Here is a 25,062-nt window from a genome sequence, read left to right on the forward strand (position 1 = left end):
TTCTTCTTTCTATTCTCCACACTCTTAATATAATAGTTAACTTAGATCATCAAAAAAATCGCCAGAAAATATTCCGGCGATTTTCGTTCTTACTATTCTCTTCCGACTAGAGCTTGCTCATAAGCCACATTACCTGCTGAATCTTCAGCAATTAACTTAACAATCCAAGGTGCTTTAGCAGATAGTTTCAAATCCGATTTCTCTAACTCTAAGGTGCTACCCTTCTCACTGAAATCCTTTTTCTTAAAATGGTGCAGTGTTTTACCATTTGCAGATTCGACTATTAAATCAACAGACTCAAGATCAGATAGACCATCTGGATCGGACACTTCAGCATACACGTCTATACCTTCATTACCAGATACAACTTTAGGTGTTACTTGTAAATCTGTTTCAGGATCATAATTCAAGTTCTCTGGATATTCCACATGCCATTCACCTTCGTAACTCGTAAGCGTATTCGTTCTTCCATCAACACGAACTGTCCAAGTGCCTGGTTCAGGGAAATTCACAGATATTGAACGCTCACTCTCTAAATCTAGTAACCCTGCAGACTGTGCATCCGCAGCATCAACGTCTGTAACATCTCCATTAGGTCCATATAATGAAATGTAAATGTTTTCAAGAGTCAAGTCCCAACTTATATCAGCCGTAGCAGTTAGCGCTCCTTCTTCTACTTCAAAAGTATGCGTTTCATACCCTTCATTCGTTTCCCACGAATTTATAGCAACTTGCCCTTCATAAGAACCACTCTCAACAACAACATTTTCAGGTTTTTCATAAGTCACTAGATCATCTAATGCCACTTCTTCTGGAATCTCATTATTAACAGCATGAGCAACTGCTAAATACGCATCAATAAAACCAGCACCTGCTTCATACTCATGATATCCATACATAACTTCTTGATCTGCAGTCACTTCTACTAAGCGAATTAAATCTGCAGGGCTTAATGTTTCATCATGATTTTGTTCATATGCCTCAATAACTAAAGCTAACACACCCGTTACCATCGGTGTTGCCATTGACGTACCACTTGCCGAACCATAATAAGTACCACTTAATGTCATAGCATGTAATGGATTTTGTGCTGAAACGATATCAGCACCTGGAGCCACTACAGATGGTCGATATAACCCTAATGGATCACTATCAAAGTCCCAATTTTCTTGCTCTTCAGCAGTAGCGTTATAATAAGCCTCTGCATTGCTTAATGCTAGTTCTCGGTCATAATTTCCATCTTCTTTTCCTCTAGATGAAAAGCCAGTTACATCAAAAGACTTATCAGTTGCACCAACACCTAAAACATAAGGGGATGCTGCATATGGATTACATGTATTACTATCAGGTCCAGAGTTTCCATATGCAAAAACACTTAATATTCCTAGGTCAAAAGCTTCTTTTGCAGCTACATTCGTAGCATTGTTAGGGTTAAACTCACAACCTTCAGAGCCCCAACTATTTGAAATCAATCGAATATCAGCTTCTTCATCCTTAACTAGACCTATGATGTGGTCATAAGCTTCCAATGTATAGACTAACAACATACCTGTTGATGTACTATAACTATGTACATCTGCATCTGGTGCCATGCCACGTAAGTGCCCATCAGAAGCCTCACCACTACCTGCTATCGTTCCATAAACATGGGTTCCATGACCATATTCATCATTATTAACAGGTACTCCTGCTTCTATTTCTGCGTCATAGACACTTGTTTCTATATTTGTAATATCGGGAGTTGTACTTACGTATAAATGATCATCTGTCAGGATTGTACCTGCTACTTGCCAGTTTCTCACCTGGTTATGCTGTACATCAGGGTGTAAGCCATCCAATCCAGTATCAATAATAGCGATCTCTACCCCTTCACCAGTATAGCCGTACTCTTCTTGCATAGCATCTACCTGCGTCATGTCCCGACCTTCAGCATTGAAGAGCGACAACTCTTGGTTAGGTTCAATGAATTTCACTTCACTCCATTGAGATATTTCAGAAACTTCTTCTTGATTCAAATAAACCCTCGCAAATGGCAAGTGTTCATAAGCATGGTAATTACGATTTAATTGATCAAGTTTTTCTACATTCTCTAAATCATCAAACACGACAATAACATCATGATAAAGTGAATCATCAACTAACTGTAAAGTCTCAGTTAACTTGTCCGAAATTTTCTCTGTCTGGCCAAGTATTAAAGCGTTAGACTGGTTCACATTAGACGCTATCATTAACAACATTAATATTGAAAAGGTTAATAAGACCAGCCCACTTCTTCTAATTCTCTTCCTCATTCACAACCCTCCAAAATTTTTATCAATTACCATTATACAAAGAAGTGAACTGAATTGCTAGAAAAATAAAAAAATTAGGACTTTTGAACGCATAAGTAGTTGAATAACTAAAGTGTTTTTCTCTCACTTCACACAAAGGACAACGACTGAATTATTTACCAATTCGAATTTACTTGGATAATTGTCCCAACAGTTCTATAATAAAGCTATTAAGGAGGCATCAACATGCACGAAGTAAGACAAATACGAGAAGAAGAATACCGAGATAATGTTATTTTGCACGAACAAGCTTATACTGCTAACCCAGCTAGTAGCGAAGAAGAAATTGAGAAGTTAGTTAAACAAGAAAAAGAATTCCTCGCTCAAGCTGAAGGTGTTGTGCCTTATGGTGTGTTTAAGGACGATAAGCTAATTGGTTCCATGAAACTGTTTGACTTTGAAATGAATGTATTTGGAAGTTTCTTACCAACTGGTGGGTTGAGTTCTGTAGGGGTCGATTTGCTACACAAGAAAGAACGCGTCGCAAAAACGCTTGTTGATTTTTACTTAGATTATTTTGACCAAAGAGGTTATGCTTTGGCTGCATTATATGCGTTTAGGCCAGACTTTTACTACCAAATGGGGTTCGGCTATGGTCTTAAAAAAGATGTTTACACCATTGCACCACATGCTTTTCCAAACTTTAAGCATAAAGCAGATCTCGATTTTTTAACGAAGGAAGATGACCAAGCATTAGTCGACTGTTATAATGCATTCGCAGAGCAACAGCACGGATTAATGAAAAAGAGTCTATTCCAATACAAGCGCGCATTTGAGAAGTTTAACATTAAAGTAGTCGGCGTTAAGAAAAAAGGCAAATTAACTGGATATGCGATTTTTTCATTCAAAGAACGTCAAGATACGAACAATTTCTTATCAAGCAACATCATCGTCCATGAGTTCGTTTACACCGATAAGGATGCGTTACAACAATTATCGACCTTTTTCCATTCACAGAAGGATCAAGTACATCGAATCTCATTCCCAACACAAGATGAAACGATTCATCACTTTTTCACTGATGCAAGAGATGGGTCTGATGAGCTCATTAACTTCGTATACCACCAGACGAATCGAGCAGGACTTGGCTTAATGTATCGTGTCATCAATGTAAAACGATTCTTTGATCAATTATCAAAACATAACTTTAACAACGCGAATTACACGATTACTTTTCAAGTCACAGACACAATGTATCCTAAAAATGCAGGTGATGTAACAGTGAGGTTCACAAACGGAAAGCCTGCTGTAATTCAAGGGGCTAAAGCTGATACAACAATAAAAATTGATGTGTCAGACTTATCTAGTTTAGTTTTGGGTGTAGTGGATTTTGAGAAGCTTCATCTATACGATAAGGTAACCGTTTCAAACGAAGCACACGTGAATACAATTAATGAAATTTTTTATACGCGTCATAAGCCGATTTCGATGACGGATTTCTAACCACTTGGTACCAAGTGGTTAGACTTTTATGACTTTAAATGCTTTGATTCATCTTAACCAGTGGTGGTTCATCAAACATTTTATGTTTAATTAGAAGGTCTGCCGTATCTTCACCATACAAGACCATCTCCCCCATCATCTTAGAAAAAGTTGCGCCAATATCCTTACGAAGTGTAGCTGTTGCGGTTACACCATATCGACCTCCAGTTGCTGCAATCATTAAAGATACTTTGAACAACATTAGCCGGTCGGAGAAATGAGGCAGACCTTCTGTATCGATTTCTGATTCCCACGTTGGCATTTGCGGAAGTTCTTCCTTCTCAAACTTAGCTTGCATCATCTCCAAATGTTTAGAACACATATCCTTTCCACGTTCAAAGTGCTCTCGAATATCTGAAGTTTCAGATTTGCTAAACGAACGTAAAATTTCCTTAAGTACTTCAGTAGCCATAAAATTGTTTTGAATTTGAAGCACTTCAGGAGCACTTAATGCGCGCTTCTCCCCCATAAACTTGCCTAAAACCTTTTTCGTTTACGCTCGTTCTACTACATCATTTTTCGGAATATGAATATCAGGCTGGTGTAACCCTCTTCAGGACTTAACAGCTTCAGAAATTACAAATTTAATAGCATCTTTCACAACGAATACAATGGCTTCTGTTGTAACAGCTGATGTGCTAAAGAAAGCTGAATCTAATGATGTACGATCTATGCTAGAATTAGGTTCACAAATCGCGAAGACAGAAGTTGAAGGTGCTCAATACTTTATGCGTGAGACAGGTCGTGTACTGCCAGTCCCATTCACAGAGCAAGATATTTTATTGCCCAATCAGAAATACTACTCAGATAATTTTGTCATTTTATTAAAATATAAACTCGGTCAAGACGCGCTAAATTTATATGTTACCTCATTATCTACTTCGACAAATCCAGAAGTACGAGCATTTTACAAAAAGCTATCACAAGATACAACGGAGTTAGTGGATCAATGCATTGAGTTAATGGTTAAAATATGTATTCTAACCACCTTCAAGTAAGATTCATATACCTTTATTATGTAGCCAATCTTACTACTAATACATAGATCGTTAAGCAATAAAAAAATCGCCAGAATTATATACAATTCGGCGATTCATTATACTGATTCAATTTTGTATTGTTCCTTTTAAGTGCTCAAATCTTCGGGTAACTTGGATAGGTTCTTAATGGAATATCTTCAACTTAAGACTTCACATTAAATTCTTCATAATTTAAAACACGATCTAAATCTAAAATGACGATTAACTGACCTTCTTGGTTGGCAACTCCTGTAATGTATTCTCGTTCTACGCCAGCAACCATCTCAGGCGGAGCTTCAATTGATTCACTATTAAGATCAACTACTTCTGTAGCTTTATCGACAATGACCCCTAATTGCTTTTCGTCAATTGTTAACACTAATAGTCGTGTTTCTTCCGTTTGTTCAGCTTGTCCCATTTCTAACTTTTCTTTTAGATCAATAACCGGTGTAATTGCACCTCTAAGTTCAAATATTCCTTTCATTGCTTCAGGCATTTGTGGAATTGTTGTCAGTTCTGGCAGTTTCTCAATTGATCTTACTTGTTGAATATTAATCGCGAATCGTTCATGATTAATTTGAAAGATAATATACTTTGACACGTCAGACATTTTAATATCCCCCTTTTTTTATAAACGTTGTCCTTAAATTACATTATACTTGTTATTTCGACTAGAAAACACAACTTTTCACCTACATAAATCAAATTATTTGTTAGGAGTTGACCTATGAAGATCATCATTGATGCTGATGCATGTCCTGTCACCGAAGAAACGATCAGTGAAGCAAAAAAATATAATATCCCAGCCTTATTAGTTAAAAGCTTCGCCCACTTCTCACCTTTTGATCAACAAGATGGCGTTGAAACAATTTACGTTGATTCTGAAGCAGAAGCTGCCGATTATAAAATTCTGCAACAAGCTGAAAGAGGAGATTTAATCGTCACGCAGGATTACGGGCTTGCATCACTCACACTTCCGAAAGGGTGTACAGTCATCCATCATAAAGGCTTTTTATACTCTGAGAAAAATATCGATCAACTTTTACAATCACGCTACGTGAATGCTATGGCGAGAAAAAGTGGACAGCGTACAAAAGGACCGAAAGCTTTTACAGACGAGGATCGAAAACATTACGCTAAAAAACTACAGGCAGCTATACACGAGCTACATTCTTAGCCTTCCTTCATTGGAAGGCTTTTTTATTTGCCCCAAACAAGTGGAATAAAAAGGTAAATGACTAGCATTTTTAAACCACTTAATTTCCGACAATATTTGATATAAATCATTCTTTTTCACTATTAACACACCAGACTGATATGTGCTAATATTTTAACAATTCAAATTTTTGGAGGTGTTGTCGAACATACTCGAATAGTTAGCTCCATTTCACTCTACTGCACCACGACTGTCATAAAGCTTTATCTACTTAAAAGGAGGATTTTATGAAGAAATTAGTTGCAGCAGTCGGAACGTTAGCACTACTCACAGCACCTTTACAAACAGGATTTGCAGCACAGAGTGAAGAAAATAGTGAGGATTATTTAGTTAAATTTGATGGACCTGCTGAACAAGGGTTATTAGAGGCGTTTGGTGTTGAAGATGAAGATATCTTACATGCTTATGAGTTACTCCCTGTATATCATATTAACTTATCTGAAAACCAAGCAAACGGTTTAGAAAACCATCCACAAGTTGAGTTCGTCGAAGAAAATGCAGAAGCTGAGGCTTTATCTCAAACAGAACCTTGGGGGATCCCACACGTTCAAGGTACTGATGCCCAAGAAGAAGGACATACAGGTGAAGGGGTTAGTGTTGCTGTATTAGATACTGGTATTGACAACACTCATGAAGATTTAAATGTAGCTGGTGGTTATTCTGTCTTTGATGATGAAGAAAATAATGACCCTTTTTACGACGGTAATGGCCATGGCACACACGTAGCAGGAACAGTTGCTGCACTAGACAATGATTTGGGTGTTGTGGGTGTAGCTCCGGAGACAGACGTTTATGCCGTAAAAGTATTAAACAACGATGGTAGTGGTTCATACGCTGGTATTGCAGAAGGTCTTGAGTGGGCAATCCAGAATGATATGGACATCATTAACATGAGTCTAGGTGGGTCTCAAAGCTCTGATATTTTAGAAGATTATACTGACCTAGCTTATGATGAAGGTAGCTTAGTCGTTGCAGCTGCAGGTAACGATGGTAACCGCGGTGGTAATAATGACTCTGTTGGTTATCCTGCAAAATATGAATCTGCTATCGCAGTAGCTGCTGTTGATCAAAACAACGATCGCGCTACGTTCTCAAGTACAGGTGATGCAGTTGAAATTGCAGCTCCTGGTGTCGATGTGTTAAGCACTGTACCAGGTGATGATTACGATAGCTTTAACGGTACATCCATGGCTGCTCCACACGTTGCAGGTGTTGCAGCACAAGTTTGGCAAGCAAAGCCCGACCTTACAAACGAAGAATTACGTTCACTACTTAACGATACAGCTTTAGAGTTAGGGCCATCTCACCAATACGGTCACGGCCTTGTGCAATCGTTAGATGCTATTCAAGAGTAATTTTGCTTAACACCTCCCCACCTACCCTTTTTTAAGGGTAGGTTTTTTTTCATATATTGTACTAGTCATATACTTCGTTCTAATATCCACCATTTGACATTAAGTCTACTAAATGACCTATGTTTCAAGCCACAAACCTCTTAGTCTGTCTACTGAAACTTATAAATCCATGAAAACATTACAATCTAACTACTTTGCATTGTTTTAAACTTTTTGGTGAGTTACATATGAACTATAGTTATGCTAGTGACTTGTCACTGTACAATGACCTTAAATCGAACTCAACCTTTACTCTGACCAGCCTCAAAGCCTAATATTCTTAAAAGGTGAAAAACTCCATAATTGACTTCAATTTTCAGATTTAAGTGTAAATTATAGGTTAATAGTTTTAATTATAATCCACATAACAAAAACTACATTTTCGACATTTCATCCTTTTTAACTATTAACGCAACACAGGTATTTGTGCTAATATTTAGATGATTTTGAATTAGGAGGTGCAAAAAGAAGAGTTTTAGGTTTTACCTTAAGAGCTCTGTTAATCTTCTATTTATATAAACCCTTCAATCCTACTTAACTTTCTCCATTTCTCTTCAACAGGAAATTTGTTTATGCAGAGCATACAAATTTTAGAGGAGGATCTCATGAAAAAGTTTCTTATTGTTTTAAGTACCATTCTATTATTGTTCATTCCCTTCCAACATGTGTTTGCAGCTGAAACGAAAGAAGAAAAATCTGATTACCTGGTGATGTTCGACGGACCTGCTAAATCAGGGATTCTAAAAGCTTTCGGTGTAGATGACGAAGATGTTTTACACAGATTTGATTTACTTCCAGTTTATCATCTTAACTTAACTGACGGGCAAGCAAATGGTTTACAAAATCATCCTCACGTTGAGCATGTCGAAAGTAACGCTGATGCAAAAGCGTTTAGCCAAACGATTCCTTGGGGTGTCCCACACGTACAAGGGACTACTTCTCAAGATGCCGGTTATACAGGTAATGGTGTTAAAGTAGCCATTTTAGATACTGGTATTGATGCTTCTCATGAAGATTTAAATGTTGTCGGTGGTCATTCTGTTTTCGATGATAGTGACAACAACGATCCATATTATGATGGTAGTGGTCACGGTACACATGTAGCAGGAACAGTCGCAGCATTAGACAATAATGTAGGTGTTTTAGGAGTAGCACCAAAAGCTGACTTATATGCCGTTAAAGTCTTAAACAATAGTGGCAGTGGTTCTTATTCAGGCATTGCCGAAGGACTTGAATGGTCGATTCAAAATGATATGGACATCGTTAATATGAGCTTAGGCGGTTCTCAAAGTTCATCAATTTTGGAAGAATATACAGATTTAGCTTATGAAGATGGTATTTTAGTCGTAGCAGCAGCTGGCAACAGCGGTAACCGTGGCGGAAACAACGATTCAGTTGGCTATCCAGCTAAGTATGATTCAGCTATTGCTGTTGCAGCAGTTGACCAGAACAACAACCGCGCAACATTTTCTAGCACAGGTCCTGCTGTAGAACTCTCTGCACCAGGTGTGAACGTGTTAAGCACGATCCCTGGAAATAGCTATGATTCTTACAATGGTACATCAATGGCAGCCCCTCATGTTGCAGGTGTTGCAGCGCAAGTTTGGGAGGCGAAACCTCACTTATCCAATGTAGAATTGCGCGAATTACTGCAACAAACTGCACAAAACCTTGGACCATCGCACCAATATGGTCATGGTTTAGTTCAGTCTTATGATGCGATCTCTCATTAGACTTAAACATCATCTATAAACTTTTAATGTAGGAGTGTTTCAATGAAGAAGTTTTTAGTTGCGTTTTTGACTGTAGCGATTTTATTTGCGCTACAAACGACTGTTTCAGCTGATTCCTCTAATAAAGATGACTACCTCATTATGTTTGATGGACCTGCAGAAAAAGGAATCTTAAAAGCGTTTGACATTGATGAGGAAGACATTCATTTTGAATCAGAAATTTTACCCGTTTACCATCTAGAGTTAACAGAAAAGCAGGCAAAACTAGTAGAGAATCATCCGCAAATTAAGTATGTTGAAGAAGATGCTGAAGCAGAAGCTCATTACCAAACAACGCCTTATGGAATAGACTTAGTGCAGGCTTCTGACGTTCACCCATATGGTTACTACGGTCAAGGCATACGTGTTGCTGTTTTAGACACTGGAATTGATTCTAGTCACGAGGATTTACATGTGTATGGTGGCCACTCAGTATTTAGTACTTGGCCAGAAAGTGACCCGTATTATGATGGAAATGGACACGGCACACACGTAGCTGGTACAGTCGCAGCTCTAAATAACAGCTATGGCGTAATCGGTGTTGCACCTGAAGCCCATTTATTTGCAGTAAAAGTATTAGACAGTAACGGTGGTGGTTCATATTCAGGTATTGCCGAAGGGATTGAATGGTCAATCGTTAATGACATGGATATTATCAACATGTCTCTAGGCGGATCAACAGATTCCTCAATTTTAGAAGCATATAGTGATTATGCTTACAACCAAGGTATCTTAGTCATCGCTGCTGCAGGTAATAGCGGGAACGCTTGGGGTTCTGGTGATAACGTAGGATACCCAGCGAAATATGATTCCGTAATGGCTGTTGCAGCTGTTGATCAAAACGAAAACCGAGCTTCATTCTCAAGTACTGGACCTGCCGTCGAAATCTCAGCACCAGGTGTAGATGTATTAAGCACATACCCGAATAACAATTATACTTCTTTAAATGGTACATCAATGGCATCTCCGCATGTCGCTGGTGTTGCTGCATTAGTTTGGCACTACAAACCGTATTATTCTAACGTCCAATTAAGAAGCGTTCTAAATCAGACAGCTAAACCTTTAGGTAATAGCGATCATTACGGTAACGGCTTAGTTCAAGCTTACGACGCGATGGTCCATTAAAATATGTGAAGGATGCCGTATCAATTGCGGCATCCTTTTTTATTTGGTGACCTGCATTAATTGTTTATCTAATTCATCATACTTATAATACCAAGGGCTAGCCCGTTCGATTTGACTGGCAAGTTGAAAGAGAAGGTGATCCTCACCGACATTAGCTTTAAACTGCATACCGATTGGAACATTGTCGTCTGTCCAATAGCCAGGCACACTCATAGCTGGTTGTCCTGTAGCATTGGCAATAGGTGTAAAGCTACAATAGTTAACCATATTATTCGTTAAAGCTTCAATAGAATTTTGCTTTAACTCCCCTGTCTTAACAGGTGCTCTATTTAATACAGGTGTAAGAAGGATGTCGTACTGTGCATACAGTGACAAAAACCTCTTCGACTCAAGCTGTAACATAACACGCGCTTCTTCATAGTCAAAAGCTGTCATCTGTTGTCCTGCTTTATAAATTTCGTTAGATAAAGCTTCTAAGTTTTCATTTGATGGCACTCGCTCTACCATTTTGCCTAAATGGTCTATTGCAACAGCGCCTGAACCTGCCCATATTTTAATGAAGTTTTGTGTATATGAATGAAAATTCATTGGTACTGTTACTTCTTCAACTTCATGCCCTAAATCAGAAAGTAATTTAACCATCTGATCGAATGCTTTTTTCGTTTCGTCATCGATGGATACTTGTCCATTCCAATCAGGCGTTATACCGATCCTTAACGCTTTAGGATCCTCTTGTGTTGAGCTTAAAAATGTCTGTCTCGTTTCGTAAGTCGGATAAAGCTCTAAATCTGTTCCACCCTTTATAACATCTAACAAAGCGGCACTATCACGAACAGACCTTGTAACAGCGTGGTTAACAGATATTTGGTTAATATATGGCGATATCGGTATTTGACCTCGTGAAGGTTTAAAGCCAAACAAGCCACAAGAGGATGCTGGCATTCTTATTGAACCCCCACCATCATTAGCATGTGCAAATGGGGCCAATCCTGCTGCAACCGCTGCTGCTGAACCTCCACTTGAACCCCCTGGGGATCGCGTTAAATCCCAAGGGTTGTGAGACGGACCAAACAATTCAGGTTCGGTAATAGGTAAAAAGCCGAACTCAGGTGTATTCGTTTTACCAAGAAAATTCAAGCCCGCTTCACGGTACCTTTGAACAAAGACGTCATCTTCTCGTGCAACAAAACCTTCTTGAAGCTTTGAACCATTTGTGAAAGGTTCATTAACAATCGGATTAAGGTCTTTAATCAAAAATGGAAGACCAGCTAATGGATGATCATTTTTTTCCTCTTCTCCAGCTTGTGAACTAGCTTGGTCAAACATCGGGTGAACAACAGCATTGAGTATCGGGTTTAACCATTTAATTCGTTCTATGTAATAATTGGTCACTTCTCTAACTGATACTTCACCACGATTAATTAGATCCTTTTGTGCTAAAGCATCAAGTTTATTTAATTCGTTCAACCCCATTATTCTTACACCTCTTTTTAAAATATGCTACGAAATAGTGCCATGATTAACCTCGGAAGAATAAGCAACACTCAATGGACGTGAAGAAAAATTCCGCAAACCTTGACCTTGCCTTTCTCTCTTTCTTTTTACGTTCAACTCTCATTCAATACCCCCTCTTATATAAAGTTATCTATATAGTTAGATAATGAATGAAGGGTTAATTGATTTCGTCCAGTTACTGTTTCGGCCTTCACCATCGAATTTAAAATTGCTTCTTCAGTTGCATCAGCCACGGCTAGAAAGGCTTCGTCTAAATCATTTTCGTTAACGACTGCCATATGTTGAAGTGTTTTAGCCGAGTGTGGCACACGATTAGCTGTTGAAAAACCAATGGCAACATCCCCACTTCCATTTCCCATAAATGAACCTGTCCGGCTTAAGCCATTACCTGTTCGTTTAACGACTCTTTTTAATTGATCAGATGTAATAGGTAGATCCGTTGCTACAACCATCATGATTGACCCTTGATCAGGGGCGTCACCTTCTCCGTTAAGCTGGTCTTTTAACTGCACACCTACATGGTTGCCATTCAATCGAAATTCTTCTAGCTTTCCAAAGTTCGATAATACTAAAACCCCAATTGTGTAATCACCATGGTCATATGTAAGCTTACGAGAAGAAGTTCCTATGCCACCTTTCAATCCGAAGCATTTCATACCGCGACCAGCACCGACACTTCCTTCTTCGACATCAGTTTGTGCGTTATGGATCGCACTTAGCGCCTCTTCTTCTGATAATCGAAGTTTTCGAATATCATTTAACAACATATCATTACACTCGCCTACCACTGGGTTTACCGTACCCGTTGTACTGCCGATCGCCTCATCCTGTTCTAACATATAGCGAACAAGTGCTGTCGTACTAGTCCCGACACTTAACGTATTAGTCAGTAAAATGGGAGTCTCTAACGTACCTAACTCATCCACTTGTACAAGACCTGTCGTTTTACCAAATCCATTAAAAACGTGGCTGGCTGCAACCAGTTTGTTTTGAAATAAGTTACCATCAGCTGGAATTATGGCTGTCACGCCTGTTTGTACTTCACCAGAATCAATTGTCTCATGGCCAACTTTCACACCTTTTACATCTGTGATTTGGTTTCGTTCGCCAGTTGGGATTGAACCAATGGCCATACCATATTCCCGAATTCTTTTCATGATGATAACCATCCTTTTTCTTTCACTTTTGAGATCGCTTCTATACGGTTGCTTACTTCAAGCTTATCAAAAATAATCGATATATAATTACGAACCGTACCATGCGTTAAGTATAGCTCTTGTGCGATTTCTTTAGTGCTTTTACCTTCTGCGATTAACTCCACCACTTGCACTTCTCTTTCAGTGAGTGGGTTTACTTGTTCATAAGCTAAGTCGATTAGCTCTGGCGCATAAACTTTTCGCCCGTTCATAATCGTTCGAATGGAACTTGCTAACTCTTCACTCGGCGCATCCTTTAATAAGTACCCAGAAACACTCGCTTGACGCGCTCTTTCAAAGTAGCCAGCTCTTGCGAAAGTCGTTAATATAATGACTTTACAATTTTCTTCAACTAGTTCTTCTGCAGCATCAAGACCCGTCTTTACAGGCATCTCAATATCCATAATACAAATATCCGGCTTAAGCTCTTTAACCATTTGCACTGCTTCTTCACCATTATGCGCTTTTCCTACAACTTCCATATCAAACTCTAAATCTAACAACGACCCTAACGCACCAAGTAACATCCCTTGATCTTCAGCTAATACAATTCGAATCATTAAATCACCCCAGTGTCATCTTGTTTAACGGCTTTGGGGATTACAATTTTTAATGTTGTTCCATGTTCCCCACCAACTTCAAGCACACCATTTACAAACTCTAAGCGTTCACGCATTCCGCGAATACCACTATTAGATGAATCAATCACTTCATTAGGAATCCCTACCCCATTATCTTCAATAATTATTACTAACTGTTCTTCTTTCTCAAGAACATTAATTTGACAATACGTTGCCTGACTATGCTTCACCACATTAGTTACAGCCTCTTTCAAGCACATACTTGCTACATCCTCTATTAAGAGCGGGGTGTCTTCTAATTTTTGATCACCTTCAACTTGATACTCAATTTCTGCAGCTTCTAACAATTGTTGAACGTGGTGGATTTCTTCATCAAGTCTAACCCCGCGCATATCACTCACCATATCTCGAACTTCCTTTAAAGCAGTTCTTGCTGTTTGATTAATATCTCGCATTTCCTCAATTGCTTTATCTTGATCAACAGCTACCAACTTCCCAGCCAGGTCACTCTTTAGCCCTATGAGTGATAGTTTTTGTCCTAACGTATCATGCAAATCACGAGCAATTCGTTGTCTTTCCTCAAAAACGATCAGTTGGGAGATCTTTTGGTTCGCATCTTCTAATTCCCCTTCCAACTTCTCACGCTTAATTCGATTGTATGTATTAAACGGTAGCAGCACAACACCGATAATCGTAATAATAATAAACGGTAATTGTGTAAAAAATAGCTCAGTTTGGGTGAAGAAACTACCATAAACAGCAACTAGCGTCGTCACTAAATGAGTTATATATAACGTTAAAAACCCTGCTTTCTGTTGAATGTTGCCAATAAAATAAGCTAAAAACAGCGATACATAAACATAACCATAAAATAATGTCATGGCTACACTAATAACGATTTTGATCGAAACCCATACGTAAACTGACCAACCATCAGACAAAAATGACAGTCGATAGGCCAAAAAGAAAGTCAAAATCGAAACAATTCCTAAAATAATTTCTACTAATGAGTTCGATCTAAAAATAAAGAAAAACGGTAAAAAACTAAAGATTACCCATACGTATATGTTTAAGCTTAAATTGCGCGGTATTATATTGAACCAATTCTGCATCTATTAAGTCACCCATTTCAAACTACTTTGTTCTATCATACCATTTTGTACCATATATTCTCTAACTGTATGTAAAAATAACCACCCTAATGGTCGGGTGGTTAAATGTTGTTAATAATTGACTGTTTGATTGTGTCGCATCATTTGTTTAATTTCTTTAAAGCTTACAAATGTTTTCTTTCGCTCATCATATAATCTAAACTTAATGGACTTCAAGCTCGAACGTAACGTAATTGTTGTCGCTTCTTGTAACGGTGGTGTTTGTTCATGCACTGTTTCTAAATGATAATTAGGAACTTTAGGGCTTAAATGGTGCACATGGTGGTATCCAATATTACCCGTTAACCATTGTAAAACACGTGGTAATTTATAATAAGAACTACCATCAATCGCTGCTTTTACGTAATCCCATTCAGATTCATCTTCGAAATAAGAATCTTCGAACTGGTGTTGTACGTAAAACAACCAAATCCCTGCCATTCCAGAAACAAACATAATCGTAAATTGAATAACGAAGAAAGCATAAAATCCAATTAACCAGATTAACAATAGTGAAATGCCTAAAATCATCACATTCGTTAAATAAGTGTTTCGTCTTTCTGCTTTTTTAGCATCTTTACGATTCATTCGATTCGTAATAAACAACATATATATTGGACCTAAACCGAACATGACAATTGGGTTACGATACAAACGGTATTGCAATCTCTCTAAAGCTGATGATTTTAAATATTCATCCACTGTCATGATCCATACATCACCAGTACCACGTTTATTCAGGTTACTACTTGTAGCGTGGTGAATCGCATGTTCTCTTTTCCATTTTGAGTACGGGAACATTGTTAATATACCGGTCACTGTCCCTACAAAATTGTTCAATTTACGGTTTTTAAAAAAAGATCCATGACAACAATCATGAAAAATAATAAAAATGCGTACTAAGAACCCAGCAGCGATCACCGCAATAGGAATAGCAATCCAAACTGAAATGGATAAACTAAAGTATGCTATTACCCACAATGCAAAGAATGGTGGTAATGTGTTCATCATCTGCTTTGAACTTGCTTTGTCATCTGCATCCTCAAAAGGACGAACTTTCTTTCTTAGCTCTGATAATTTTGCATTTGCCATAACTTCACCTCGTCGCTAATCTTTATTCTTATAATACGCTTTAACCCCTCTTATTAAACAGTCATGAACGTCAGGACTTTAACATGACATTTGTCATATGGCTTGTTTCACTAATTAGACATAGACTTTTCTTAAAAGCGTCAAAATCGTGTCGATTTTTTTGACAAATTGCGTGTTAAAGTTGATTTATATGGTTAGAATGGCTGATGGAAGGAGTGGATTATATATGAATAAATGGCTTTTATCTTTAGTGGCTGTCATGTTAATCGCAGTAGCTGCCTGTGGAGGTCAAGATGAGGAAACAACAGAAGAAGAGGTTGACTCTTTAGCCCCACTAGAAGTAGAAGTTTTAATGAATGAAGAAATTGACACAGGTGAAAACACACTATCAACACGTGTTACACAAGACGGAAAACCTGTTGAAGATGCTAGTGAAGTTATGTTTGAAGTATGGCAAGAAGGACAAAAAGAGGCTAGTGAAATGATTGAAGGAGACCATGTTGAAGATGGTGTTTATGAAGTAAGCTATACGTTTGAAGAAGAAGGCGTTTTTTACTTAGTGTCTCACGTTACTGCTCGTGACCAACATCATATGCCGCAACATGATCTTGTTGTTGGAGATGCCGAAGTAGAAACAGCGACATCTGATGGTCATCCACACGATCACCATAGTCATACAGAAGACTCTGATGAACGTTTATCTGTCGAATTCCAAATGGTTGATGATCAACTGACAACCGAAGTATTATTTGAAGGACTTGAACTAGAAAATGCTGATGTCACTTTTGAAGTTTGGCACATTGATCACGAAGACCAAAGAGCTTGGATTTCTGCTACGGAATCTTCACCTGGCGTTTACCAAGCAGAATTTGATGAAGATACAACTGGAGAACATCATATCATCATCCATATTGAAAATGATGATTTACACGAACATATTGGTGAGGTATTTGAATACTAAAAAGTGAAAGGCGGCCGTTAAACTTTAACGGCCGTCTTTTTTTATTGCATACTTTGGTTATTCTGTTGGTTCATTTGTGTATTTTGCTGCTGTGCCATTTGCGTGTTTTGTTGTTGTGCCATTTGCGCATTTTGCTGTTGAGCTGCTTGTGCATTACCTTGTTGAGCAGCTTGTCTTAATGCATTTGGAATCGAAATATTCGATAATGCATCCCCCGCTTCATTACGGTATATGTTTTGTTGTGCTAAGTCACCAATTGATAACATCCCAACTGTTTGACCATTTTCGGTTACTGGTAAACGTCTTACTTGTTTTTCTGCCATCAAACGCGCAGCTTCATGAACATCCATACTTGCTTCTGCTGAAACAATTTCACTACTCATACATTGGCCAATTGGACAATCTCCTTGCTGGTTTTTAGCTGTCGCACGTAGAGTAATGTCACGGTCAGTAATAATCCCGCGAAGTTGACCATTTTCAATAACTGGAATAGCCCCGATATCATTCTGTTCCATTAAAGCAGCAGCTTCTTGCACAGTTTGATCTGACGTAACAGATACAATGTTTGAACTCATTAAATTTTTAATTACATTTTCCATTACTTATATCACTCCTTTTACCTTTATTGTGTAACTGTCCTTTAAAAATATTCATTTTTAAAATCATGCCAATATCTTTTCCTACATAAAATACACAACGATGTCTTTTAGAAGGGAGAAAGTATTATGTATCAACACTATTTTCATGATTACGAACTTAAAAGTAATTACCTACAAGACCAATCAAATCCCGTACACCAAGATTTAAAAGAAGCGATTGACAGTGAGTATAAAGCAATCTGTTTTTACAACGAACTAGCCCTTTTAACTTCTAACAATGAACTCCAAGAAAGAATCATTTCAATTAGAAATGAAGAGCAACTACACTTAAATGAATTCTCTAATTTTCACTTCAAATTAACGAACAACGTTTACCAACCGAAGCAAACAGAGTTAGGTCTTTTGAATTTAACTGATGCTATTCATACCGCCTTCCAATTAGAACAGCAATCCGCGAAAGCATACTTAAACATAGCAGACCGAATTAAAAACCCTTATTTTAAAGACCGTTTTAAACGGATCGCATCTGATGAATTGAGACACGCTAATTGGATGCTTTACTTCTTAACCAATATTAAAGGAGCTGATTGAGATCAGCTCCTTTTTTCATCCTTTTAAATCCCTATTAGCATAAAGCTGTAATGAAATAACAATCAATAAAATAGTCATCATTATTAAACCAAACAGAGCACTCCAATTCATTTCTTCTACTGGCAAACCAGGGACAAGCTCATAAGGCGATAATGATTTCATCCATGAAGGAAACTCTAATATACCCCCTAAATAAATGACGATAAAAGCATAACCTAAATAAAGCCATGTGAGTCCTTTCCATTTACCTAATCCAACACATAATGCCGCAAGCCCGATCATAACCCAAGTAGCAGGTAAATAAACAATAATCGCATTAAATGCTGTACTAAAAGCTAACTCATCTAACGTCAATGCCCCAGCCAATGCCATTCCAAAAGCAGCTGACGCCATGATCAATACACTGATGATTAAAGCAGTTAAAAGGTATGAACCTATAAGCTTCCGTCTAGATAATGTTGTCGCAACAACCTGCTCAATCCGATTGTTTTTCTCTTCTTTGGATAGTCGATACATCGATAAAATCATTGGGATTGTAGCAACAATTGATATGATGGCTCCAAGCATGACAATAAACTGTTCAATTAATTCAAATCCTGTACCTAAATCTTCACCTAACATTTGTGCCATAATTTCTATTTCTGCGACGTAAGTATCCGTTTCAACTAGAACAGAACCATAAGTAGCTCCAAAAACAAACATCCCTATAGTCCAAGCAATAATCGATGTGCGCTGCATTCGAATCGTAAAGCCTAACGGTGACTTTAACCATTTTGATGCGTGTGGCTTCCCTGGCTTTGAAGGAAGCAAACCAGCACCGACATCACGAATAGCATTTAAGTACATTGCAATCATGGCAATTAAAAATGCAACAGCAAACATTAGTAAAATCATCCACCAATTATTCTCCACAAAAACTCGAGACTCTAACATCCAGCCTAATGGCGAGAACCACGACAACGGATCATATGACACATCACCAATTGCTCGAATTAAATAAAACGTTAACATTACAGCAAAACTCAAGCCCATTGTCCCTCTTGCCGTTTCAGACAACTGAGCCATAACTGCTGTTACAGCAGCAAAAAGGAATCCTGTCACTCCTAGTGCAGCTCCGTATAAAAATGAGCCTTCAACTGTAATAGAGGGGATATTGATACTAACTAACACAAGCCCAATAAATAAGCTCAAAGTTATATATACAATGAGTTGAACTAACAATGTGGATGTAACGTTTGATAATCTACCTACAGGCAAAGAACTAATCAATTCAGCTCGCCCGTCTTCTTCATCTTCACGTGTATGCCTCGTGACAATTAAAATACTCATGACCGCAACCACTACAGCAGTGAGCAACAACATTTGGTGGGCCAAAATCGCGCCGACATCGTAATTGTCCACTCCATAAGCCGGTCCTAACAATGCTGTAATCGCCGGGTTAACAACCGAATGCGCTAGCTGCATTCGGTCTTCTGCAGAAGGGTATAATGATTCGAACAAAGTTGCAGTTGTAACCGTCATAATTAGAAATGATATTATCCATACCGGAATACGAACACGATCCTGCTTCATTTGCCATAATGCAATTGGCCAAACCCGACCAAACCAATGATTTGTCACGAATTCTCACCTCCAGTTTCATAATGACGCATAAATAAGTCTTCTAACGTCGGAGGAGCACTTTCAACTTTTAACAAACCATGTTCACTTACTTTCGTCATAACAGATGATAATGAATCTGAATCCACTTGAAAGCTAAACCCATCTCCTTCTTGTTTCCACTCAAACACCCCTAGTTCACCTGATAAGTCTACTGAAGCCTCTGTCTCTATATATAGGTGTGTTCTCGTTAAATGACGCAGTTCAGTTAATGAGCCAGATTCAATGATGGCACCTTCGCGAATAATGGCTACGTGATCACATAGCTTTTCAACCTCTGATAAAATATGGCTCGACAGCAGTACACTGCTTCCACGCTCTTTGGCTTCAATGACACATTGTTGAAATACTCTTTCCATCAACGGGTCTAAACCAGAAGTTGGTTCATCTAATATATAAAAGTCCGCTTCTGCAGCAAAAGCAGCGACTAAAGCAACTTTTTGACGATTGCCTTTTGAGTATGTTCCACATTTCTTTGTTGGATCAAGTTGAAACCGTTCAATAAGCTGTAACTTACGTTGCTGGTCAACTTGAGCTCCTCTTAAGCTAATGAAATAGTCAATAACTTGCCCGCCTGTTAAATTGGGCCATAAGTTAACATCGCCTGGAACATAGGCAATTTTCTTATGAAGATCAACGGCATCTTTCCAAACATCTTGACCGAAGATTTTTGCTTCACCAGAATTAGCTCTAATAATTCCTAACAACACGCGAATAGTCGTCGATTTACCAGCACCATTGGGGCCTATAAAACCGAACACTTCACCTTTCTCAACTCTTAAATCAACACCTTTTAGGGCCTCAACTTCCCCAAATGTCTTCGTTAGACCTTTTGTTTCTAATACCGCCATATCATTCCCCTCCCATTATTTATAAAAAGCCGTTTTTAATACATCTAAGTAATCACTAAACTCATTGCTTAATTGATCCAAATCAATGTCCATCATCTTTTCACCCTTAAAATTGGCCAACACTTGTTGCTGGTAGCCTTCCATAGCCCATTTTATTAACTCCATAGCTTTCTCAGAGTCAACGTCTTCACGAAAACGACTATAGTCTAAATTGTTATAAACTAAGTCATACCCAACGTGTCTTAAATGGTCTATTTTTTCTTGTACTTCTTCAGTTAATAAATCGCCATCAGCTAACATAAGCGTCCCTAAAAAGTTAAAAACATTAGGGTGTTCTTTATAAAACGAAAACTTACTAACAGTAGCCTTCCTGTATCGTTCAATAAGGTCAGTTTCATTTAAATTTATTTGAGGTAAGTATTTGTTATGTAATAAGTCAAAACAATAATTAACTAAGTAATAATATAGTTCTTGCTTATTATTGAAGTAATAAAATAACATGCCTTTCCCGATTCGCGCCTGGTTTACAATGCGATTTGTTGAAGCCTTCTCATAACCTTGTAGTGAAAATTCTTCTAACGCAGCATTTATAATTCTTTGTTGTTTTTCTTCTTCTAGATTTTCAAATGTGTATGACACTTAACACCCTCCTCTGAACCTAGACCGGTGTGGTCTAATATAATCTTACACCTTTTAGACCAAAGTGGTCAATAATTTTCTGAATATTAATATTATAGAATTTTCACAATATGTGTCACAATAGACTAGTAGTATGTGATAAGATAGTTACTGTAATTATTTAGGAGAGGGGAATATCCATGTATAAGAGAGTTATACTAGCAGCCGTATTAGCTGCATTGACGATACTTGCGGCTTGCGGAGATGACCGTAGTGACAAAGAAGTTGTCGTTGATGCATTTGATTCGTTGTTAGAGGCGGAAAGCTATGAGTCAACTTCAGAAATGGACTTTGAATTTGAATTTAACGGTGAAATGAATGATCCCATGTTCGATCAAGTTTCAGCTATGCTGAATGACTTTGATTTTAAGATGGATCAAGTATATGATGCTAATAAACAATTACAAGAAGCGGTTATTTACTTTAGTGGTAGTATGCCACCATTGACACTTGATGTAGAAGTACCTCTATTGCAAAACTTAGAGACTCAAACGATGTATATTCAAACTGATAGTATCGTTGAGAACTTAGGTATGTTCTTCCCATTACCTGAAGAAGCAGCAGGAAAACTACTTGAAATTAATTTAGAGGATTTTGATGCAGAAGCACCAGATTTTGACCAACATGAAATGGAACAAAGAATGCAACAATTTTTAGCTGACTTCTTTGAACAGAAAGATGAAAGTGATTTCTCAAGCGATGGTGATGAGTACACTGTTTCTTTCAACGAAGACGACTTTTTGTATTTAGTTGAAGGTTTCATGACTGAGTTTGATGACCTATTTAATGATGAAGAGCTTGCAATGGTAGAACAAGATTTCGATGAGGCAGTTGCTGAAATGTCTGAAGTCATGAACGTTGAACAATTAGACTTTTCTGTTGTTGTAGATGGTGATCAACTTGAGCAAGACTCATTTGTAATGGATCTTTTATTAGAGGATCCTGATAGTGATGAATCAGTTAAAATCTATCTAGCTGGAAACACCACATACAGCAACTTCAATGAAGATGTTGAATTTACAATCGATCCTGAAAATGAAGAAATTCTAGACTTTGAAGAGTTAGAACAAATGATGATGGATGCGATGATGCAAGGATTTTAAAGCCACATTTAAGAGCTGTCGAGTGATTACTCGACAGCTTTTTTTAATCAATTAACCGACTAGATTTCGATTTCTTTGATGTTTCCGCAATTCGCGCGGCTAACTTTTCTTTTAAAAGTAATCCAAACACAATCGTTCCAACCCCAAATGCTACAAGCATGATCGTGTTAAACCAAGCAACAGATGCTATAATTCCTCCTACCGCTTCTCTTAACAAATCAACAGCATACGTGAATGGTAAGTAAGGATGGATCGCTTGGAAAAAGTTTGGTGCGACTTCAATCGGGAACATTCCTCCCCCACCAGCTAGCTGTAAGACGAGAAGGACAATGGCTAGAGCTTTACCTATATTCCCAAACACTGAAGTAAGCGTGTAAACCATTAACATGAATACAACAGCAATTAACACTGTAAAAATCGTAAACCACCACGGCGACTGCGTATGAACTCCTAGCATCATAATGTTGCCTACACTAATGACGATACCTTGTAATACAGCCACAATGAGGAATAAAATCATTCTCCCTAAATACATATGGTGCATTTTGTAATGCGGTTGACGATCTTTTCGATGGACTTCAGTACTAAGTAGATTACATAGCAATAAAGCACCAATCCATAAACTTAAAGCTGTATAAAAAGGTGCATTCGCAGAACCGTAGTTAGGAACTGAGAACAGTTGGTTTTCATTTAAAACAACCGGCTCCCTAAAGAATTCACTTTCTTCCTCTACATCATTTCTCAAAAGGGCTATTAAGTCATTTAAAGCCCCCTCTTCTTCTATCTCTCGCATTCGTTCAGTGACTTCACTAAGTTGAGTATCTAGGTCTTCGAGGTCTTCATCTGCGAATTGCGCTAACTGTTGTACAGTTTCTTCCACTTGAGGAAAGTGTTCATCGATTAAATCAAGTAATGACAAATACTGCGCTTCAACCTCTGGCAAATCACTACGAATGAAAAGTGCGACTTCCTCTATCCTCTCTTGCAAATCAGCAAATTGATGTTCCATAAAATATTCAACATCCGAAAGAGTATTTTCAACCTTAGGGAGAGTCTCTTCGATTTGATCGATTAAATCAACAAGATCATCACTAACATTTGTCTCGTTTAAAAATGCTTCTAACTCTTGTTCATCTATTTGAAAGAGTTGATCCATCTCATCTATATGATCTTCTAGCTCTGGAAGCACTTCTACTATGTTAGATAACTGTTCATTTGTCTCATAAACTTGTTGATAGGCTTGCTCAAACACTGAATGAATTTGTTCTTCGCCTTCGGTTGTCATGAAATATTGAAAATCAACTAAGTTACTATTTAGCGTTTCAATTGTTTGATTCAAATCATCGACCCTATCTTCAGCAACCTCCCCGTTTTGTTCAATTTCTTCAATACCTTGTTCAACTAGTTGCTGAGAAGATTGGACATGCTGTTGAACAGTTTGTAATTGCTCAATCGTTTCTGAAATATTAGGGTCAACTGATTCCCATTGTTCTAATTGAGCTATCAAATCTTCCAATAGCAAATCATAAGATTGCAACTGATAGTTTAAATCATGTAGCCTTGCCTCTACAGTTTCTATATCTGACTCGTTTAAAGCTTGTTCAACCTCTTCTAATAAGAGAATTGTTTCGTCTGTCATGTCGTTAACACGCTCTATATATTGATCTAGGTCTTCATTCAAATTATCCAATAGATCAACTAAAGTACCTGTATGCTGCTCCATTGCTTGAAGTTGTTCCAATACACCAGGTAAATTGTCATTAACTATACTTATACCTTCTTGTAACTGTAAGGCTACTAAAGCAACCTCATTAATTTCATCTTCAATCACTTCCATTTGCTCTGAAAAAGCTCTAAAATCTTCTAAAGACTGGTTAATCTGGGGCAAGTACGATTGAACTTCAACGATCCTTTCACCTAACGCTTCAATCTCAGATAAATTTTCTTCTAAATGAAGAAAATGCTCTACCCCTTCTCTAATTTGTGGTCGGAGCTCATCTAGCGATTGAAACTGCTCTACTTGACTCTCAACATCACCCCACCGTTCATCTATCGATATAACGATGTCCCCAATATCAATCAATAAAGGCGTACTTTCTTCTAATGTGTAGACCTGCTGCTTAAGTGCCCTAATAGTAGGCAACTCCTCTTCTAATGTAATTCCAAGACGATCGAACTCTGTAAAAAGAGCTTCACTCGATTCTTGCATGAATTGAGATGATACTTCATTGACTATAGTACTCGTACCAGTCCCTGTCATTTTCGGTGCGATTGCATTTAGTTTTTCATTAACATCATAATGAATTTCCGCAGGGTTTGGTGAGCCATCAATTACACTTACTAAACCTTCAGAGAAATCTTCAGGGATATATATGGCTGCATAATAATCACCATAATACACCCCTTCTTCAGCTTCTTCTCTTGAAACAAATGTCCAACCAAGCCCGCCTTCTTCTTGAAGATTAGCTTCAACTTCATCTCCTACATGTACAAAATCACCTTCTACTTCAGTGCCTTCATCTTCATTAACGACCGCGACTTTCACATCATCTGTATTGTCATAAGGATCCCAAGATGCCGCTAAATTAAACCAGGCATAAAGTGAAGGGAGAATGGCTAACCCGATTAACAATATCCCAACGAGTGGCACTCGTTTTATATTGGCTATATCTTGTTTAAATATATTCCAGATTGCTTTCATATCCACTCACCTTTAAACCTATTTTGAAATAATTTCACCTCCACCT

22 protein-coding genes are annotated in these 25,062 nt (G+C 37.9%); 9 read left to right on the forward strand and 13 right to left on the reverse strand.

Features of this window, described 5'->3' with window-relative positions; translation table 11 throughout:
- Positions 1-92 precede the first annotated feature (92 nt).
- Positions 93-2,291, reverse strand: a complete 2,199-nt coding sequence (locus J2R98_RS10095; RefSeq protein ID WP_307068620.1) for a S8 family peptidase — start codon at positions 2,289-2,291, stop codon at positions 93-95.
- A gap of 225 nt (positions 2,292-2,516) precedes the next feature.
- On the opposite strand from J2R98_RS10095, the gene J2R98_RS10100 reads away from it, so the two are divergent.
- Positions 2,517-3,773: a GNAT family N-acetyltransferase gene (locus tag J2R98_RS10100; RefSeq protein WP_307068622.1), complete on the forward strand. Its 1,257-nt coding sequence runs from the start codon at positions 2,517-2,519 to the stop codon at positions 3,771-3,773.
- Between the two features lie 34 nt (positions 3,774-3,807).
- Here J2R98_RS10100 and J2R98_RS10105 read toward each other — a convergent pair whose 3' ends face one another.
- On the reverse strand, positions 3,808-4,281 hold the full coding sequence (locus J2R98_RS10105; RefSeq protein ID WP_307068624.1) for a DUF3231 family protein: 474 nt from the start codon (positions 4,279-4,281) through the stop codon (positions 3,808-3,810).
- 61 nt (positions 4,282-4,342) lie between these two features.
- Here J2R98_RS10105 and J2R98_RS10110 point away from each other — a divergent pair, with 61 nt between their 5' ends.
- Positions 4,343-4,810 carry a DUF3231 family protein gene (locus J2R98_RS10110; protein WP_307068760.1) on the forward strand — a complete coding sequence of 156 codons (468 nt, stop codon included), beginning with the start codon at positions 4,343-4,345 and terminating at the stop codon, positions 4,808-4,810.
- Between the two features lie 184 nt (positions 4,811-4,994).
- On the opposite strand, the gene J2R98_RS10115 is transcribed toward J2R98_RS10110, so the two are convergent.
- Complete coding sequence (locus J2R98_RS10115; RefSeq protein ID WP_307068626.1) at positions 4,995-5,441, reverse strand: chemotaxis protein CheW; 447 nt, start codon at positions 5,439-5,441, stop codon at positions 4,995-4,997.
- 117 nt (positions 5,442-5,558) lie between these two features.
- On the opposite strand from J2R98_RS10115, the gene J2R98_RS10120 reads away from it, so the two are divergent.
- The 4 genes from J2R98_RS10120 to J2R98_RS10135 all read left to right on the forward strand — a co-directional run bounded on the left by J2R98_RS10120 (position 5,559) and on the right by J2R98_RS10135 (position 10,338).
- A complete protein-coding gene (locus J2R98_RS10120) occupies positions 5,559-6,008 on the forward strand; it encodes a YaiI/YqxD family protein (protein WP_307068628.1) in 450 nt (149 codons plus the stop codon).
- Between the two features lie 266 nt (positions 6,009-6,274).
- A complete protein-coding gene (locus J2R98_RS10125; protein ID WP_307068630.1) occupies positions 6,275-7,402 on the forward strand; it encodes a S8 family peptidase in 1,128 nt (375 codons plus the stop codon).
- Between the two features lie 644 nt (positions 7,403-8,046).
- A complete protein-coding gene (locus tag J2R98_RS10130) occupies positions 8,047-9,174 on the forward strand; it encodes a S8 family peptidase (RefSeq protein ID WP_307068633.1) in 1,128 nt (375 codons plus the stop codon).
- Between the two features lie 42 nt (positions 9,175-9,216).
- Positions 9,217-10,338: a S8 family peptidase gene (locus tag J2R98_RS10135; RefSeq protein ID WP_307068635.1), complete on the forward strand. Its 1,122-nt coding sequence runs from the start codon at positions 9,217-9,219 to the stop codon at positions 10,336-10,338.
- A 39-nt stretch (positions 10,339-10,377) separates the two neighbouring features.
- On the opposite strand, the gene J2R98_RS10140 is transcribed toward J2R98_RS10135, so the two are convergent.
- The 5 genes from J2R98_RS10140 to desA all read right to left on the reverse strand — a co-directional run bounded on the left by J2R98_RS10140 (position 10,378) and on the right by desA (position 15,873).
- The gene (locus tag J2R98_RS10140; RefSeq protein ID WP_307068637.1) at positions 10,378-11,811 is read right to left on the reverse strand and encodes an amidase; all 1,434 of its coding nucleotides are present in this window, start codon (positions 11,809-11,811) and stop codon (positions 10,378-10,380) included.
- A gap of 158 nt (positions 11,812-11,969) precedes the next feature.
- A complete protein-coding gene (locus tag J2R98_RS10145; protein WP_307068639.1) occupies positions 11,970-13,010 on the reverse strand; it encodes a DmpA family aminopeptidase in 1,041 nt (346 codons plus the stop codon).
- Entirely contained in the window at positions 13,007-13,609 is a 603-nt protein-coding gene (locus J2R98_RS10150) for a response regulator transcription factor (RefSeq protein WP_307068641.1), read from the reverse strand. The genes J2R98_RS10145 and J2R98_RS10150 overlap by 4 nt, the downstream gene beginning before the upstream one ends.
- Complete coding sequence (locus tag J2R98_RS10155; protein ID WP_307068643.1) at positions 13,609-14,742, reverse strand: sensor histidine kinase; 1,134 nt, start codon at positions 14,740-14,742, stop codon at positions 13,609-13,611. The genes J2R98_RS10150 and J2R98_RS10155 overlap by 1 nt, the downstream gene beginning before the upstream one ends.
- A 111-nt stretch (positions 14,743-14,853) precedes the next feature.
- Positions 14,854-15,873, reverse strand: a complete 1,020-nt coding sequence (desA, locus tag J2R98_RS10160) for a Delta(5) desaturase DesA (protein WP_307068646.1) — start codon at positions 15,871-15,873, stop codon at positions 14,854-14,856.
- A 226-nt stretch (positions 15,874-16,099) separates the two neighbouring features.
- Here desA and J2R98_RS10165 point away from each other — a divergent pair, with 226 nt between their 5' ends.
- Positions 16,100-16,834, forward strand: coding sequence for a FixH family protein (locus tag J2R98_RS10165; protein WP_307068648.1), 735 nt, complete (start codon positions 16,100-16,102; stop codon positions 16,832-16,834).
- A 41-nt stretch (positions 16,835-16,875) separates the two neighbouring features.
- Here J2R98_RS10165 and J2R98_RS10170 read toward each other — a convergent pair whose 3' ends face one another.
- Positions 16,876-17,433: a CBS domain-containing protein gene (locus tag J2R98_RS10170; protein ID WP_307068651.1), complete on the reverse strand. Its 558-nt coding sequence runs from the start codon at positions 17,431-17,433 to the stop codon at positions 16,876-16,878.
- Between the two features lie 126 nt (positions 17,434-17,559).
- On the opposite strand from J2R98_RS10170, the gene J2R98_RS10175 reads away from it, so the two are divergent.
- Positions 17,560-18,024: a ferritin family protein gene (locus tag J2R98_RS10175; RefSeq protein WP_307068653.1), complete on the forward strand. Its 465-nt coding sequence runs from the start codon at positions 17,560-17,562 to the stop codon at positions 18,022-18,024.
- A gap of 15 nt (positions 18,025-18,039) precedes the next feature.
- Here J2R98_RS10175 and J2R98_RS10180 read toward each other — a convergent pair whose 3' ends face one another.
- The 3 genes from J2R98_RS10180 to J2R98_RS10190 are packed head-to-tail and all read right to left on the reverse strand — an operon-like array spanning position 18,040 to position 21,173.
- Positions 18,040-19,644, reverse strand: a complete 1,605-nt coding sequence (locus J2R98_RS10180) for an ABC transporter permease (RefSeq protein ID WP_307068655.1) — start codon at positions 19,642-19,644, stop codon at positions 18,040-18,042.
- Positions 19,641-20,534, reverse strand: coding sequence for an ABC transporter ATP-binding protein (locus tag J2R98_RS10185; RefSeq protein ID WP_307068657.1), 894 nt, complete (start codon positions 20,532-20,534; stop codon positions 19,641-19,643). The genes J2R98_RS10180 and J2R98_RS10185 overlap by 4 nt, the downstream gene beginning before the upstream one ends.
- A gap of 15 nt (positions 20,535-20,549) precedes the next feature.
- Positions 20,550-21,173, reverse strand: a complete 624-nt coding sequence (locus tag J2R98_RS10190) for a TetR/AcrR family transcriptional regulator (RefSeq protein ID WP_307068659.1) — start codon at positions 21,171-21,173, stop codon at positions 20,550-20,552.
- 179 nt (positions 21,174-21,352) lie between these two features.
- Between J2R98_RS10190 and J2R98_RS10195 the strand changes: the two genes are divergently transcribed.
- The gene (locus J2R98_RS10195; RefSeq protein ID WP_307068662.1) at positions 21,353-22,315 is read left to right on the forward strand and encodes a hypothetical protein; all 963 of its coding nucleotides are present in this window, start codon (positions 21,353-21,355) and stop codon (positions 22,313-22,315) included.
- Between the two features lie 43 nt (positions 22,316-22,358).
- Here the strand turns inward: J2R98_RS10195 and J2R98_RS10200 are convergent, their stop codons facing one another.
- The gene (locus J2R98_RS10200) at positions 22,359-25,016 is read right to left on the reverse strand and encodes a YhgE/Pip domain-containing protein (RefSeq protein WP_307068664.1); all 2,658 of its coding nucleotides are present in this window, start codon (positions 25,014-25,016) and stop codon (positions 22,359-22,361) included.
- Positions 25,017-25,062 lie beyond the last annotated feature (46 nt).

The sequence above is a fragment of the Alkalibacillus filiformis genome (genome assembly GCF_030814115.1).
GTDB lineage: Bacteria > Bacillota > Bacilli > Bacillales > Alkalibacillaceae > Alkalibacillus > Alkalibacillus filiformis.